At 61.0% G+C, this 14,899-nt stretch carries 20 protein-coding genes; 10 read left to right on the top strand and 10 right to left on the bottom strand.

Going from position 1 to position 14,899, the window contains the following annotated elements; genetic code table 11:
- The first annotated feature begins 24 nt into the window (after nt 1–24).
- Entirely contained in the window at nt 25–1,371 is a 1,347-nt protein-coding gene (gene pmbA / locus BHD08_RS16680) for a metalloprotease PmbA (protein WP_125023598.1), read from the top strand.
- A 52-nt stretch (nt 1,372–1,423) separates the two neighbouring features.
- Here the strand turns inward: pmbA and BHD08_RS16675 are convergent, their stop codons facing one another.
- From BHD08_RS16675 to BHD08_RS16630, 10 genes are all read right to left on the bottom strand, one after another.
- Nucleotides 1,424–1,696, bottom strand: coding sequence for an HPr family phosphocarrier protein (locus BHD08_RS16675; protein ID WP_125023596.1), 273 nt, complete (start codon nt 1,694–1,696; stop codon nt 1,424–1,426).
- Nucleotides 1,697–1,710: 14 nt separating this feature from the next.
- Nucleotides 1,711–2,568, bottom strand: coding sequence for an RNase adapter RapZ (gene rapZ / locus BHD08_RS16670; RefSeq protein ID WP_015278037.1), 858 nt, complete (start codon nt 2,566–2,568; stop codon nt 1,711–1,713).
- A 15-nt stretch (nt 2,569–2,583) separates the two neighbouring features.
- Entirely contained in the window at nt 2,584–3,048 is a 465-nt protein-coding gene (ptsN, locus tag BHD08_RS16665; RefSeq protein WP_125023594.1) for a PTS IIA-like nitrogen regulatory protein PtsN, read from the bottom strand.
- Nucleotides 3,049–3,055: 7 nt separating this feature from the next.
- Nucleotides 3,056–3,364 carry a ribosome hibernation-promoting factor, HPF/YfiA family gene (gene hpf, locus BHD08_RS16660; protein WP_003302844.1) on the bottom strand — a complete coding sequence of 103 codons (309 nt, stop codon included), beginning with the start codon at nt 3,362–3,364 and terminating at the stop codon, nt 3,056–3,058.
- A gap of 74 nt (nt 3,365–3,438) precedes the next feature.
- Nucleotides 3,439–4,947, bottom strand: coding sequence for an RNA polymerase factor sigma-54 (locus BHD08_RS16655; RefSeq protein WP_015278035.1), 1,509 nt, complete (start codon nt 4,945–4,947; stop codon nt 3,439–3,441).
- Nucleotides 4,948–5,092: 145 nt separating this feature from the next.
- Complete coding sequence (lptB, locus tag BHD08_RS16650; protein WP_015278034.1) at nt 5,093–5,818, bottom strand: LPS export ABC transporter ATP-binding protein; 726 nt, start codon at nt 5,816–5,818, stop codon at nt 5,093–5,095.
- Nucleotides 5,818–6,363 carry a lipopolysaccharide transport periplasmic protein LptA gene (gene lptA, locus BHD08_RS16645; RefSeq protein WP_125023592.1) on the bottom strand — a complete coding sequence of 182 codons (546 nt, stop codon included), beginning with the start codon at nt 6,361–6,363 and terminating at the stop codon, nt 5,818–5,820. The genes lptB and lptA overlap by 1 nt, the downstream gene beginning before the upstream one ends.
- Nucleotides 6,350–6,922, bottom strand: coding sequence for an LPS export ABC transporter periplasmic protein LptC (gene lptC, locus BHD08_RS16640; RefSeq protein ID WP_125023590.1), 573 nt, complete (start codon nt 6,920–6,922; stop codon nt 6,350–6,352). Before lptC ends, lptA begins: the two co-directional genes overlap by 14 nt.
- Nucleotides 6,923–6,930: 8 nt before the next feature.
- On the bottom strand, nt 6,931–7,455 hold the full coding sequence (locus BHD08_RS16635) for an HAD family hydrolase (RefSeq protein WP_125023588.1): 525 nt from the start codon (nt 7,453–7,455) through the stop codon (nt 6,931–6,933).
- A complete protein-coding gene (locus tag BHD08_RS16630; protein ID WP_015278030.1) occupies nt 7,455–8,429 on the bottom strand; it encodes a KpsF/GutQ family sugar-phosphate isomerase in 975 nt (324 codons plus the stop codon). The genes BHD08_RS16635 and BHD08_RS16630 overlap by 1 nt, the downstream gene beginning before the upstream one ends.
- 281 nt (nt 8,430–8,710) lie before the next feature.
- Between BHD08_RS16630 and BHD08_RS16625 the strand changes: the two genes are divergently transcribed.
- From BHD08_RS16625 to hisG, 9 genes are all read left to right on the top strand, one after another.
- Nucleotides 8,711–9,526, top strand: coding sequence for an ATP-binding cassette domain-containing protein (locus tag BHD08_RS16625; RefSeq protein WP_015278029.1), 816 nt, complete (start codon nt 8,711–8,713; stop codon nt 9,524–9,526).
- A complete protein-coding gene (mlaE, locus tag BHD08_RS16620) occupies nt 9,519–10,316 on the top strand; it encodes a lipid asymmetry maintenance ABC transporter permease subunit MlaE (protein ID WP_015278028.1) in 798 nt (265 codons plus the stop codon). The genes BHD08_RS16625 and mlaE overlap by 8 nt, the downstream gene beginning before the upstream one ends.
- Nucleotides 10,316–10,774 carry an outer membrane lipid asymmetry maintenance protein MlaD gene (mlaD, locus tag BHD08_RS16615; RefSeq protein ID WP_015278027.1) on the top strand — a complete coding sequence of 153 codons (459 nt, stop codon included), beginning with the start codon at nt 10,316–10,318 and terminating at the stop codon, nt 10,772–10,774. Before mlaE ends, mlaD begins: the two co-directional genes overlap by 1 nt.
- Before the next feature lie 11 nt (nt 10,775–10,785).
- Entirely contained in the window at nt 10,786–11,433 is a 648-nt protein-coding gene (locus tag BHD08_RS16610; RefSeq protein ID WP_015278026.1) for a phospholipid-binding protein MlaC, read from the top strand.
- On the top strand, nt 11,426–11,740 hold the full coding sequence (locus BHD08_RS16605) for a lipid asymmetry maintenance protein MlaB (RefSeq protein ID WP_015278025.1): 315 nt from the start codon (nt 11,426–11,428) through the stop codon (nt 11,738–11,740). The genes BHD08_RS16610 and BHD08_RS16605 overlap by 8 nt, the downstream gene beginning before the upstream one ends.
- Before the next feature lie 13 nt (nt 11,741–11,753).
- Entirely contained in the window at nt 11,754–12,245 is a 492-nt protein-coding gene (locus BHD08_RS16600; protein ID WP_015278024.1) for a phosphate-starvation-inducible protein PsiE, read from the top strand.
- A 99-nt stretch (nt 12,246–12,344) separates the two neighbouring features.
- Entirely contained in the window at nt 12,345–12,584 is a 240-nt protein-coding gene (locus tag BHD08_RS16595) for a BolA family protein (RefSeq protein WP_015278023.1), read from the top strand.
- A gap of 103 nt (nt 12,585–12,687) precedes the next feature.
- Nucleotides 12,688–13,953: a UDP-N-acetylglucosamine 1-carboxyvinyltransferase gene (murA, locus tag BHD08_RS16590; protein ID WP_015278022.1), complete on the top strand. Its 1,266-nt coding sequence runs from the start codon at nt 12,688–12,690 to the stop codon at nt 13,951–13,953.
- 178 nt (nt 13,954–14,131) lie between these two features.
- Nucleotides 14,132–14,764, top strand: coding sequence for an ATP phosphoribosyltransferase (gene hisG / locus BHD08_RS16585; protein ID WP_015278021.1), 633 nt, complete (start codon nt 14,132–14,134; stop codon nt 14,762–14,764).
- Nucleotides 14,765–14,899 lie beyond the last annotated feature (135 nt).

The raw sequence follows: 14,899 nt of genomic DNA, 5'->3' as shown, positions 1-14,899 counted from the left end.
GATTGCGGTCGTTTGGGAGTGCTTATGAGTGAAGTAGAAGGCATCGGCCCGCACGCGCTGCCCGGGTTGCGCGAGAAGGTCGAGCGCATCATCGAGGAAGCGCGTCGGCAAGGTGCCAGCGCCAGCGAGGTTTCGGTCTCGATGGAGCAGGGACTGTCCACCACGGTGCGCCAGGGGGAGGTCGAGACTGTCGAGTTCAACCGCGACCAGGGCTTCGGCATTACGCTCTATGTCGGTCAGAGCAAGGGTTCTGCCAGCACTACCGGTAGTGGCGATGAGGCCATACGGGAAACCGTGGCGGCCGCACTGGCCATTGCCAGGCATGCGTCCGAGGATGAGTTCGCCGGGCTGGCTGATGCGGCGCTGATGGCACGCGAGCTGCCCGACCTGGATCTCTATCATCCCTGGAACATCACGCCAGAACAGGCCATCGAACAGGCCTTGAGCTGTGAAGGCGCAGCGTTTGCGGTCGATCAGCGTATTCGCAATGCGGACGGCACCAGTCTCAATACCCATCAGGGCTGCCGAGCCTATGGCAACAGCAACGGTTTCATCGGTGGTTATTGCAGCAGCCGGCATAGCCTGAGTTGCGTGATGATCGCTGAAAGCGAAGGCCAGATGCAGCGCGACTACTTCTACGACGTCAATCGCATCGGTGAGGCGCTGCTGGACCCGCAAACGATCGGCAGCCGCGCCGCCGAGCGAGCGGTAAGGCGTCTCGGGGCGCGGCCGGTGCCAACTTGCGAGGTGCCGGTGCTGTTTGCTCCTGAGTTGGCGACCGGGCTGTTCGGCCACTTCATCGCGGCGATATCCGGCGGCAACCTGTATCGCAAGGCGTCTTATCTCGAGGATGCCCTTGGACAGACGTTGTTTCCCGAATGGCTAAGCCTGGATGAGCGCCCGCACATCCCACGTGCGCTTGGCAGTGCCGGCTACGATGGTGATGGCCTGGCGACGTACGCCAAGCCGTTCGTGGAGAACGGCCGTCTGCTGTCCTATGTGCTATCGACCTACTCCGGGCGCAAGCTGGGCATGCCGAGCACAGCCAACGCGGGGGGCGTGCATAACCTGTTCGTCAGTCACGGCGACGAGGATCAGGCGGCGCTCATCCGTCGGATGGGTCGCGGCCTGCTGGTAACCGAACTGATGGGGCAGGGCCTGAATCTAGTTACCGGCGACTACTCGCGTGGTGCCGGTGGCTACTGGGTCGAAAACGGCGAGATCCAGTTCCCGGTGCAGGAGGTAACCATCGCCGGCAACCTGCGTGACATGTTCCGTCAGATCGTTGCGGTGGGCTGTGACGTGGAAACACGCAGCAATGTGCGAACCGGCTCGGTGCTGATCGAACGGATGATGGTCGCCGGTAAGTGAGGCAAACGCAGTGGCGCGGCTGGAAACGGTCCGCGCTGTTTGGCCCGGCGCTTTACTCGCCTTCTTCGAAGTAGTCGTCGATCAGCGCAACCAGCGCATTCAACGCGTCATCTTCCTGCTCGCCCTCGGTGAGCAGGTGCACGGATGTACCCTTGCTCGCCGCAAGCATCATGACGGCCATGATGCTTTTTCCGTCCACCAGGGTGTCGGGGCACCGACCCACGCGAATCTTGCAGGGGAAGCGGTTGGCTACGGCGACGAACTTGGCTGCAGCACGAGCATGCAGGCCGAGTTTGTTGATGATGGTTACTTCGCGGGCGGGCATGGATACAGGTATTCCTAGGCGAGGTCCCGATGACGGACCTGCAGGTTCTTCAGCGGCTCTCTGAGGGCCTGACCCAGCCGTTCGGCGAGGTAGACCGAGCGGTGATGCCCGCCGGTGCAGCCAATGGCGATGGTGACGTAGGCTCGGTTGCTGGCGGCAAACCGCGGCAACCATTTGCTCAGATAGGCGTGGATGTCCTGGAACATTTCCTCCACATCGGCCTGAGCGGCGAGATAGTCGATCACCGGTTGGTCGAGGCCTGAGAAGTCGCGCAGTTCTGCCTTCCAGTACGGATTGGGCAGGCAGCGCACGTCGAATACCAGGTCGGCGTCGACGGGCATGCCCCGCTTGAATCCAAATGACTCGATGAGAAAAGCCGTGCCCGGCTCTGGCTTGTTGAGCAGGCGCAGCTTGAGCACGTCACGCAGCTGGTAGAGGTTTAGATGCGTGGTATCGATCTTCAGATCGGCGTGATCGATGATCGCAGCCAGCAGCAGCTCCTCATCGTGGATCGCCTCGGCCAGCGAGCGGTTTTCGTTGGTCAGTGGGTGACGGCGACGGGTTTCCGAGAAGCGCTTGAGCAGGGTCTCGTCATCGGCGTCCAGATAGAGTACGTCGCAGAGGATATGCCGGGCGCGGACTTCTTCGAGCAGCTCCGGGAAGCGCTTGAGCTGGCTGGGCAGGTTGCGCGCATCGATCGATACGGCGACCTGCGGGTGCAGTAGCTCGGTATGCAACAGGGCACGCTCGGCAAGCTCCGGCAGCAGCCCGGCAGGCAGGTTGTCGATGCAGTAGAAGCCGTTGTCTTCGAGCACGTTCAGCGCGGTGCTTTTACCCGAGCCCGAGCGCCCACTTACGATGATCAGCCGCATCGATTGCCCATTTCGTCAGGCCCCGTTCTGCACGTCGACTACGACCTGATAGAGGCTTTGGTTGGTTGACGCCTCGCGCAGCCTTTGGCGTACGTCCTCGCGGTCGAGCATGCTGGCGATCTGGCGCAGCAGCTCCAGGTGCTCGTCGGTCGCCGCTTGAGGTACCAGTAGAACGAACAGCAAGTCCACCGGTGCGCCGTCGATGGCATCGAAATCCACGGGGGTTTCCAGGCGCAGAACGGCGCTGAGCGGCGCGCTGCAGCCGACCATGCGGCAATGCGGAATGGCGATGCCGTTACCAAACCCGGTCGAGCCGAGTTTTTCCCGGGCGATCAGGCTTTCGAAAATGGTCTGGGAATCGAGATCGATAAGGTCCTGGGCGATCACCTTGGCGATCTGCTCCAGGACGCGTTTCTTGCTACCGCCCGGGACGTTCACCAGGGAACGTCCGGGGGTGAGGATGTTTTCGAGTCGGATCATATTGAAGTCAGCGGGTGACAGCGCCCTGAGTGTGGTCTAGCTGCTTCTCCTTGTGCTTGATCAGTTGGCGATCGAGCTTGTCGACCAGCAGGTCGACGGCAGCGTACATGTCTTCGTGATCGGCAATGGCCACGACTTCGCGGCCGGCGACGTGCAGGGTCGCTTCGGCTTTCTGCTTGAGCTTCTCGACCTGCAGGATCACCTGAACACTGATGATGCGGTCGAAGTGGCGAGCAAGCCGGTCGAATTTCTCCTCGATGTAGTCACGCAGGGCGTCGGTTACTTCCAGATGAACACCGCTGATGTTGACTTGCATACTGCTATCTCCTTTGCCTTGAGCGAAGAGCAGGGTGGTAGGCCTGCCGCCGATACAGTTCGACCAGGGGCCGATCACAGCAAACGCTTGCGCTCGCTGGACGGTGCGATACCGAGTGACTCACGGTATTTCGCAACTGTACGGCGGGCCACCTGGATGCCCTGCGCCTCCAGTAAACCAGCGATCTTGCTGTCACTCAACGGCTTTTTCTGGTTTTCCGCGGCGACCAGCTTTTTGATGATCGCGCGGATCGCAGTGGACGAACATTCGCCGCCTTCGGCAGTGCTGACGTGGCTGGAGAAGAAGTATTTGAGTTCGTAGATGCCGCGCGGCGTGTGCATGTATTTCTGCGTCGTCACACGGGAAATGGTCGACTCATGCATGCCTACCGCTTCGGCAATATCATGCAGCACCAGCGGCTTCATTGCCTCGTCACCGTGCTCGAGAAAGGCGCGCTGATGCTCGACGATCTGGGTGGCGACCTTCATCAGGGTTTCGTTGCGGCTGAGCAGGCTCTTGATGAACCAGCGCGCCTCCTGCAGCTGATTGCGCATGAAGGTGTTGTCGGCGCTGGAGTCGGCGCGTTTGACGAAGCCTGCGTATTGCGCGTTGACCCGCAGACGCGGCATGGCTTCCTGATTCAGCTCGACCAGCCAGCGGTCATTGTGCTTGCGTACGATTACGTCAGGCACCACGTATTCCGGTTCGCTCGCCTCGATCTGCGAGCCGGGGCGGGGGTTCAAGCTCTGGATCAGCTCGATGACCTGGCGCAGTTCGTCTTCCTTGAGCTTCATCCGGCGCATCAGCAGGCTGTAGTCGCGGCTGCCCAGGATATCCAGGTAGTCGCTGACCAGACGCTGGGCCTCGCTCAGCCAGGGCGTTCTTTCGGATAGCTGACGCAGTTGCAGTAGCAGGCATTCGCGCAAATCACGCGCGCCGATGCCGGCCGGTTCGAACTGCTGAATGCGACGCAGGACGACCTCGACCTCATCGAGTTCGATTTCCAGCTCCGGGTCGAAGGAGTCGACGATTTCCTGCAGTGTCTCCTCGAGATAGCCCTGATCGTTGATGCAGTCGATCAGTGTGGTCGCGATCAGGCGGTCGGTGTCGCTCATCGGTGCCAGGTTGAGCTGCCACAGCAAATGGCTCTGCAGGCTGATGCCGTTGGATGTGCGGCTGGTGAAGTCCCACTCGTCGTCATCGTTGCTGGGCAGGCTGCTGGCGCTGGTCTGGTAGATGTCTTCCCAGGCCGTGTCGACCGGAAGCTCGCTGGGGATTCGCTCGCCCCAGTCGCCATCGTCCGCACTTTCGCCGCTGTGCGAGGGCTCCTCGTAAGTGCTTTCCTGGCTGCTGCTTTTCTCGGTGCCGGTGTCACCCGGCCGATCGGCAGCTTCGGCCATGGGGTCGGAGCTGTCGAAGTCGTCGCCGTCTTCTTCGCGCTCGAGCATGGGATTGGAATCCAGCGCCTCCTGGATCTCCTGTTGTAGATCGAGGGTGGATAGCTGGAGGAGCCGTATGGCCTGTTGCAGCTGCGGTGTCATCGTCAGCTGCTGGCCCATCTTCAGGACTAGCGATGGTTTCATGGCAGAGGACTTCGAACCTTGTATGCCGGCGCAACCGCGCCCATTCCGACATGCCGCGCCTGGGGCGCCGGCGAAAGCAAATTATATGCCTGCCGACGAAGCCTTTGCCTAGAGCCGATTTGCCGAGCCGAGCAAAAAATCCGCGTTACAGCCGGAATTCGTGGCCCAGGTAGACTTCCTTGACCAGCTGGTTGCTGAGGATGGTCTGTGCATCGCCTTCGGCGATCAGTTGCCCGTCATTGACGATGTAGGCGGTTTCGCAGATATCCAGCGTTTCACGGACATTGTGATCGGTGATCAGCACGCCGATGCCCTTGGCCTTGAGGTGATGGATGATCTGTTTGATATCGCCCACCGAGATCGGGTCCACGCCAGCGAAGGGCTCATCAAGCAGGATGAACTTCGGCGCGGTAGCCAGGGCGCGGGCGATCTCCACCCGGCGGCGCTCGCCGCCGGACAGGCTCATGCCGAGGCTGTCACGGATATGGTTGATGTGGAACTCCTGCAGCAGGCCTTCCAGCGCCTGCTGGCGGCCGCTGCGGTCCAGGTCTTTGCGTGTCTCGAGAATGGCCATGATGTTGTCGGCCACCGAGAGTTTGCGAAAGATCGACGCTTCCTGCGGCAGGTAGCCAATGCCGGCGCGCGCGCGGCCGTGCATCGGCAGGTGGGTGACGTCGTTCTGATCGATCAGCACGCGGCCCTGATCGGCATTCACCAGGCCGACGATCATGTAGAAGCAGGTGGTCTTGCCAGCGCCATTCGGGCCGAGCAGGCCAACGATCTGCCCGCTCTCGATGGACAGGCTGACGTCGCGCACGACCTGACGACTCTTGTAGCTCTTGGCCAGATGCTGGGCTTTGAGAACGGCCATTACTCCGGCTGCTCCGTGGCTTGGTCGCGTTTGCGCGGCTGGATCACCATGTCGACGCGCGGGCGCGGCGTGGTCACATCGGCATTGGTGGCGCGACCGGCATTGACGATCTGGCGACGGGTGTCATAGACAATCTTTTCGCCTTCGAAGGTGTTGCCTTCCTGAACGACCTTGGCCTGGTCGATGAGGACGATGCGCTCATTGGTGGCGAAGTACTGGATGGTCAGGCCGTAGGCCGTGACGATCTCCTTGTCCACCGCCGGTTTCTGCTCGTAATAGGCCGGCTTGCCGATGGAAGTGAAGACCTCGACATCGCCATTGCCATCCTGGGTGATGGTCACCGTGTCACCGGTGATCTTCATCGTGCCCTGGGTGATGACCACGTCGCCGCGATATACCGCTACGCCCTGTCGGTCGTCGAGTTCGGCGGAGTCGGCCTGTACGCGGATTGGCTGTTCACGATCCTCGGGAAGCGCCCAGGCGCTGGCGCCGAGCCAGAAGGCGCTCAAACCGAGCAGGAGGGGGAGAGTCTTAACGCAGCTCATGCTGGCCTCTTACGTTGGACAGCAGGAGCATCCTGCCGTCATCCATGTACGCTTTCATGCCGGTTGCGGTGGTCACGCCGTTGGCGGCCTCGATTCTAACGGCTTGGTTGGTCTCGGCATAATCCTTGTCCGGCCACACCGTCAGGCGGCTGGTGGTAAGGATCGTCGGGCGGCCTTTGGCATCAGTGCGCTCGACCCGAACCTTGTCGATCAGCAGGACCTCGTCGCCCTCGGCCGATACTTCGCCGCGCTCGCTGCGCACGTGCCAGGGCTGTTCGGTATCGCGATAGGACATCAGGTCGGGCTTGGTCAGCAGGCTGACATCGCTGGCCTTGATGTGCTCGAGCTTGTCTGCCGTCAGTTCGTAGTTGCGCTTGCCGTCGGGCTGGTACTGCACCGTGCGCGAGTTGATCACGTAGAAATCGACATCAGGCGTCTCGGCAGTGGCGGCCGGAGGCTGTTGCATGAAGCTTTCCGGACGGATATTCCAGTAGCCGATCGCTACCAACAGCGCAGCGATCAAGGTCAGCAGGGCGGCGAAGCGCAGTTTGCGAAGCATCCAGACCTCTACAGATAAGCGTTTTGCGCGGCGGCCAGGGTGCCCTGGGCGCGCATGATCAGCTCGCAGAACTCGCGCGCCGCACCTTCACCGCCGCGTGCTTGCGTTACACCGTGCGAATGCTCACGGACGAACGAGTCGGCGCTGGCGACTGCCATGCCGAGGCCGACACGGCGTATCACGGGCAGGTCCGGCAAATCGTCGCCGAGATAAGCCACCTCAGAGTAGCTCAGGCCAAGTTCGGCGAGCAGCTCGTCGAGCACGACCAGCTTGTCTTCGCGGCCCTGGTAAAGATGTTGGATGCCCAGATTCTGCGCGCGACGTTCCACTACCGGCGTATTACGGCCGCTGATGATTGCGGTGCGTACGCCGGAATTGATCAGCATCTTGATGCCATGGCCATCCAGCGTGTTGAAGGTTTTGAACTCGCTACCGTCGGTAAGAAAATACAGGCGACCGTCGGTCAGAACGCCATCCACATCGAAGATCGCCAGGCGGATGTCGCGGGCGCGTTGCAGCAGGTGCTCGTGCATTACATCACCCCCGCGCGCAGCAGGTCGTGCATGTTCAGCGCGCCGACCGGCAGCTCGCTATCGTCGATCACCACCAGTGAACTGATCTTGTGGTCTTCCATGATCTTCAGCGCCTCGGCAGCAAGCATTTCCGCGTTGGCAGTCTTGCCGTGAACGGTCATGACCTCGTCGATGCTGGTCTGGCGTACATCCACGCCCTTGTCCAGCGCGCGGCGTAGATCGCCGTCGGTGAAGATTCCAGCCAGCCGTCCGTCCGTTTCGACGATAACGGTCATGCCCAGACCTTTTTGCGTCATCTCCAGCAGGGCGTCGCGTAGCGAGGTCCCGCGCGGCACTCTGGGCAGGCGCTCGCCTGTGTGCATCACATGCTCGACCTTGAGCAGCAGCCGGCGGCCCAGCGCGCCGCCTGGGTGGGAAAAGGCAAAATCTTCGGCGGTGAAACCGCGGGCTTCCAGCAGCGCGATGGCCAGTGCATCGCCCAGTACCAGGCTCGCGGTAGTGGATGAGGTCGGTGCCAGATTGAGGGGGCAGGCTTCGATGCTGACGCTGGCATCCAGATTTACCGCAGCGGCCTTGGCCAGTACCGAGTTGGGATTGCCGGTCATGCTGATCAGCGTGATGCCGAGGCGCTTGATCAGCGGCAGCAGGGTGACGATCTCGCTGGTAGTGCCGGAATTGGACAGGGCCAGCACCACATCATCCTGCGTGATCATGCCCATGTCGCCATGGCTGGCTTCGGCCGGGTGCACGAAAAAGGCGGCGGTGCCGGTGCTGGCCAGGGTCGCGGCGATCTTGCGGCCGATGTGCCCGGATTTGCCCATACCAACCACGACCACACGGCCTTTGCACGCCAGGATCAGTTCGCATGCGCTGACGAAGCTTGCGTCGATTCTGGCGTTCAGCTGTTCAACTGCCTCGATTTCCAGGCGGATGGTGCGTTGCGCGGTTTCGATCAACTGGCTGCTCTGGCTCATGGCTGGCGAGGTCGTCCGATTAAAAGGCGCGGATTATAGCGAGAAACGGGCTGCCGCTGATGGAAAATGTCGGTGGGTCAGGCTGGGAGCGGCTGATGGATTTGATCACTGCCAGCTGAACCCAGGCTGAACGGGCGTGTCGCTAGTCATCTGCTGAAACGCTCATTGGTTGGGCGGCCATAGGGGCGGTGCTATAGTGCGCGCCCGAAAACGGTCAGGCAGAAAGTATCCCGGCGCCAACGGGAACCGTCTGTTTCGCAGACTGCATGCAAGGAGACCAGATGAGCGCCAGCAACGACTACGCGGTCGAGCTGAAGGGAGTGACCTTCATGCGAGGCGAGCGCAGTATCTTCAATAATGTCGACATCGCGATCCCGCGAGGGAAGGTCACGGCCATCATGGGGCCGTCCGGGTGCGGCAAGACGACTCTGCTGCGGCTGATCGCCGCTCAGCTGATGCCGTCGCGAGGTGAGGTGTGGGTAGCCGGTAACAACCTGCCGAGCCTTTCGCGTAGCGAGCTGTTCGACATGCGCAAGCAGATGGGCGTGCTCTTTCAGAGCGGCGCACTTTTTACCGATCTGGACGTGTTCGAAAACGTCGCCTTCCCCCTGCGCGTGCACACCAAGCTGCCGGACGAGATGATCCGCGACATCGTGCTGATGAAGTTGGAAGCAGTTGGCCTGCGCGGCGCCATCGAGCTGATGCCCGACGAACTCTCCGGTGGTATGAAACGGCGAGTCGCGCTCGCACGGGCGATTGCGCTTGACCCGCAGATTCTTATGTACGACGAGCCTTTCGCAGGGCAGGACCCGATCGCGATGGGCGTGCTGGTGCGCCTGATCCGGTTGCTCAACGATGCGTTGGGTATCACCAGTATCGTGGTGTCACACGACCTGGCCGAAACCGCTTCCATCGCCGATTACATCTATGTGGTGGGCGATTCCCAAGTGCTCGGGCAAGGCACGCCGGCCGAATTGATGGAGTCGGATAATCCGCGTATTCGACAATTCATGAAGGGTTCGGCCGATGGGCCGGTGCCGTTCCATTTTCCCGCGCCGGCTTACGCCGACGATCTGCTGGGAGGCACCGATGCGTAAGCGTTCCTTGTTGGATCGAGTCGCGTTGCTGGGGCGCGCCGGTCTGGATGTGCTGGCGGCCCTCGGGCGCTCGACCATTTTCCTGGTGCATGCCCTGTTTGGCCGCAGCGGCCTGCGCAATGGCTTCTCGCTGCTGGTCAAGCAACTTTATTCGGTCGGTGTGCTGTCGCTGGCGATCGTCGTGGTGTCCGGCATTTTCATTGGCATGGTGCTGGCGCTGCAGGGCTACAACATCCTCAGCAGCTACGGGTCCGAGCAGGCGGTCGGGCAGATGGTTGCGCTGACCTTGCTGCGGGAGCTCGGGCCGGTAGTGACCGCGCTGCTGTTCGCCGGACGTGCCGGCTCGGCCCTGGCGGCTGAGATCGGCAACATGAAATCCACCGAGCAGCTCTCGAGTCTGGAGATGATTGGTGTCGATCCGCTCAAGTACATCATCGCGCCGCGCCTGTGGGCGGGCTTCATCTCGCTGCCGCTGCTGACATTGATCTTCAATGTAGTCGGCATCTGGGGCGGGGCGATGGTCGCAGTGGACTGGCTGGGCGTCTATGAAGGTTCGTTCTGGGCCAACATGCAGAACAGTGTCAACTTCCACTCTGATGTGCTCAACGGCGTGATCAAGAGCGTGGTGTTTGCGCTGGTGGTCACCTGGATTGCCGTGTTTCAGGGCTACGACTGCGAGCCCACTTCTGAAGGTATCAGTCGTGCCACCACCCGAACCGTGGTGTATGCCTCGCTGGCAGTGCTCGGCCTCGATTTCATTTTGACCGCGTTGATGTTTGGAGATTTCTGATGCGTATCCGCACACTGGAAATGGGTGTCGGGCTGTTCCTGCTTGCCGGCCTGCTGGCCTTGTTGCTGCTGTCGCTGCGCGTCAGCGGGTTGAGTGTGGGCAGCGCCGACACGTACAAGTTGTACGCTTATTTCGACAACATTGCCGGTTTGACGGTCCGATCCAAGGTGACCATGGCCGGTGTGACGATCGGCAAGGTCACGGCGATCGACCTGGATCGTGATAGCTACACCGGTCGGGTGACCCTGGAAATCCAGCAGGACGTGAACATCCTGCCGGCGGACTCTACCGCTTCGATCCTGACTGCCGGCCTGCTCGGCGAGAAGTACGTCGGCATCAGCGTGGGTGGCGATGACGAGTTGCTGAAGGATGGTGACACCATTCAGGACACCCAGTCCTCGCTGGTACTAGAGGATCTGATCGGCAAATTCCTGCTCAATTCGGTAAATAGAGACTGAAGGATATGAACATGATGACTGCCTTGCGTCGCGGCCTGCTGATTCTGCTGGCCATATTGCCCATGTATTCCCAGGCCGCGCTGACTGCGCATCAGGTGATTCAGAAGACCACCGATGAGTTGCTGGCTGATCTCAAGGCCAACAAGGAGCAGTACCGCAGCGATCCAGCGGCCTTCTACGATTCGCTCAATGAGATCCTGGGTCCGGTGGTCGATGCTGATGGCATCTCGCGCAGCATCATGACCGTCAAATACTCGCGCAACGCTTCTCCCGAGCAGATGCAGCGTTTCCAGGAAAACTTCAAGCGCAGCCTGATGCAGTTCTATGGCAACGCTCTGCTGGAGTACAACAATCAGCAGATCCGCGTATTGCCGCCCAGCGGCAAGCAGGACCCCAAGCGCACCAGTGTTGGTATGGAAGTGGTGGGGCGTCAGGGCGAGATCTATCCGGTGTCCTACACCATGGTCAACGATGGCGAATGGCGCGTGCGCAACGTCATCATCAATGGCATCAATATCGGCAAGCTGTTCCGCGATCAGTTCGCCGACTCCATGCAGCGTAACGGCAACGATCTGGACAAGACCATTAATGGTTGGGCCGAGGTGGTAGCGCGCGCCAAGGATACCGAGGCTGGTCAGCAGGCGGTTGGCGATGAGTGAGGCGCGGATCGAGCCGGGTGCCGAAGGTGAGTTATGCCTGGCCGGCGTGCTGGACTACCGTACAGGTCCGGCTCTTCGCGAGGCCGGGCGGGCGCTGATCAGTGGCAGCCGTGTTCCGCTTACCTTGGATTGCTCGGCGGTCGAGCGCTCCAGCAGCGTCGGGCTTTCCTTGTTGCTGGCTTTCATGCGTGACGCCAAGGCCGCCGGGGTCGGGTTGCGTGTCGCGGCGTTGCCGGCCGATATGCTGAAGATCGCCAAGGTGTCCGGATTGTTGGATATTCTCCCGCTGGAAACATCCCAGGCTTGAAAGGAATCGTCGTATGAAGCTGCGTTGGGCCGAAACCTTGCGTGACAGCTTGCATGAGCTGGCCGAGTCGCTGGGCAACCTGCTGGTCGAGAGCTTTCACTATCTGGCGTTGTTCGCGATTGGCGCCGTCACAGCCTGGGCGGCAGTCATGGCGTTTCTCGGCATGGTCGAGAAGGGCCACATCACCGTTGATGACATCCTGCTGCTGTTCATCTACCTCGAGCTTGGCGCGATGGTTGGGATCTATTTCAAGACCAATCATATGCCGGTGCGTTTCCTGATCTATGTGGCCATCACCGCGCTGACCCGTTTGCTGATTTCCGACATCTCGCATCATCACCGGCCCGATATGGGCGTGGTCTACGTTTCCGGCGCGATCCTGCTGCTGGCGTTGGCAATCCTGGTCGTGCGCTTTGCATCCTCGCGTTTCCCCGCCGTGCAGAGCGATAGCGGTCGTTCGCGGCATCGCTCCAGTCGCGATCAGGGTGCCGAGACGCTTGATTGAGATATCTCCGTCGGTTCGGCAAGGTTCGGGGTTCGCAGCTTCCAGGCTTTTTTGTATGATGACCGGCCCGTGCGCGTGCTGCGCCGATCGAGGTTGAACATGCAGGCCCAAGAAGTGAAGAGTTTCCTGGAAGAGAAGATCCCAGGTGCCCAGGTAGAAGTGGAAGGTGAAGGCTGCAATTTCCAGCTCAACGTGATCAGTGACGAGCTGGCCGGTCTGAGCCCGGTGAAGCGTCAGCAGCAGATCTACGCACACCTCAATCCCTGGATCGCTGATGGCAGCATTCATGCCGTCACCATGAAGTTCTTCAGTCGCGCCGACTGGGCCGGGCGCGCCTGATCGCCGCCGGCTAACGCCACCAATCATTCCAGGCAGAGCGCGTCTCGTTGACTGCGCCGCCTCCTTTGGCAGTGCTTCCAGCCTGCGGCTTATGGGATTATCCATGGACAAATTGATCATTACCGGCGGCATTCGCCTCGATGGCGAAATCCGCATTTCCGGTGCGAAGAACTCCGCCCTGCCGATCCTGGCCGCCACGTTGCTGGCCGACACTCCGGTCACGGTGTGCAATCTGCCGCACCTGCACGACATCACCACGATGATCGAGCTGTTCGGCCGTATGGGCGTGCAGCCGGTCATTGACGAGAAGCTCAGCGTCGAGGTTGATGCCAGCAGCATCAAGACGCTGGTTGCTCCTTATGAGCTGGTTAAAACCATGCGTGCCTCGATTCTGGTGCTCGGCCCGATGGTGGCGCGTTTCGGTGAAGCCGAAGTGGCTCTGCCCGGCGGCTGCGCGATCGGTTCGCGACCGGTTGACCTGCACATCCGTGGCCTGGAAGCCATGGGCGCACAGATCGACGTCGAAGGCGGCTACATCAAGGCCAAGGCGCCTGCTGGTGGTCTGCGTGGTGCGCACTTCTTCTTCGACACGGTCAGCGTGACCGGTACCGAGAACATCATGATGGCCGCCGCGCTGGCCAACGGCCGCAGCGTGCTGGAAAACGCCGCACGCGAGCCTGAAGTGGTCGATCTCGCCAATTTCCTCAATGCCATGGGCGCCAAGGTTTCCGGTGCCGGCACTGACACCATCACCATCGATGGCGTCAAACGCCTCGGCGGCGGGCGCTATAGCGTCATGCCTGACCGTATCGAGACCGGCACTTACCTCGTTGCAGCCGCCGCTACTGGCGGTCGGGTTCGTCTGAAGGACACCGACGCGACGCTGCTCGAAGCCGTATTGCACAAGTTGGTCGAAGCGGGTGCACATATCGATACCGGCAGCGACTGGATCGAGCTGGACATGAAAGGCAAGCGGCCCAAGGCAGTCAACGTTCGCACGGCACCGTACCCGGCGTTCCCGACCGACATGCAGGCGCAGTTCATTGCCCTGAACGCCATTGCCGAAGGCACTGGTACCGTGATCGAGACCGTCTTCGAGAACCGCTTCATGCACGTCTATGAGATGAATCGCATGGGTGCGCAGATTCTGGTGGAGGGCAACACGGCCATCGTCACCGGTGTCGAGCGCCTCAAGGGCGCACCAGTCATGGCAACCGACCTGCGCGCTTCGGCAAGTCTGGTGATCGCTGGCCTGGTCGCCGAAGGCGATACGCTGATCGATCGCATCTACCACATCGACCGTGGTTACGAGTGCATCGAAGAGAAGCTGCAGTTGCTGGGGGCGAAGATTCGCCGCGTTCCCGGCTGATAGCGATCTGCTGCGCGTCGGTCCTGCTGCGTTAAAAACAGGCTCGGAATGCTCATTTACAGCTAGTAAACTCCGCTTCCTCGCCTGTTTTTGCCTTGCATGACTCTAGCTCGCGAAATCGCAGTTGGTCATGTGGTCGCCCCCAAGGTTGGCCGTTGCCGTTCAAGGAAAACGCTCCATGCTCACCATCGCCCTGTCCAAAGGCCGCATCCTCGACGACACCCTGCCGTTGCTCGCCGCGGCCGGTATCGTACCCACCGAGAATCCGGACAAGAGCCGCAAGCTGATCATTCCGACTACCCAGGATGACGTTCGTCTGCTGATCGTTCGTGCTACCGATGTGCCTACCTATGTCGAGCATGGCGCAGCCGATCTTGGCGTCGCCGGCAAGGACGTGTTGATGGAGTACGGTGGACAGGGGCTATACGAGCCGCTGGATCTGCGTATCGCCAACTGCAAACTGATGACTGCCGGCAAGGTCGGTGCGCCAGAGCCCAAGGGCCGTCTGCGGGTTGCAACCAAGTTCGTCAACGTCGCCAAGCGCTACTACGCCGAGCAGGGCCGTCAGGTCGACATCATCAAGCTGTACGGCTCCATGGAACTCGCGCCGCTGGTGGGGCTGGCGGACAAGATCATCGACGTGGTCGACACTGGCAATACGTTGCGCGCCAACGGGCTGGAACCCCAGGAGCTGATCGCTCACATCAGTTCCCGCCTGGTAGTGAACAAGGCCTCCATGAAAATGCAGCACGCGCGTATCCAGGCGCTGATCGACATCCTGCACGCGGCAGTCCAGCAGCATCAGCATTGATGAATCTCGCGGTGACCACCGCGCCTGCCTATCCGTGTCATAGCTGAAATTCTCAGGTGCCCGCACGGTGGGCTTGATATTCTAGCGGCGCCTGAGAGCCCGGCCTGCGCTTCGTGCCGTTGCAATGAAGCCGGC

The sequence above is a fragment of the Pseudomonas sp. SCT genome, from assembly GCF_003864275.1.
In the GTDB taxonomy this organism is placed as follows: Bacteria; Pseudomonadota; Gammaproteobacteria; order Pseudomonadales; family Pseudomonadaceae; genus Stutzerimonas; species Stutzerimonas stutzeri_AE.
Note: the sequence above shows the minus strand (reverse complement) of the source record. Positions and strands in the feature narration are given on the sequence as shown.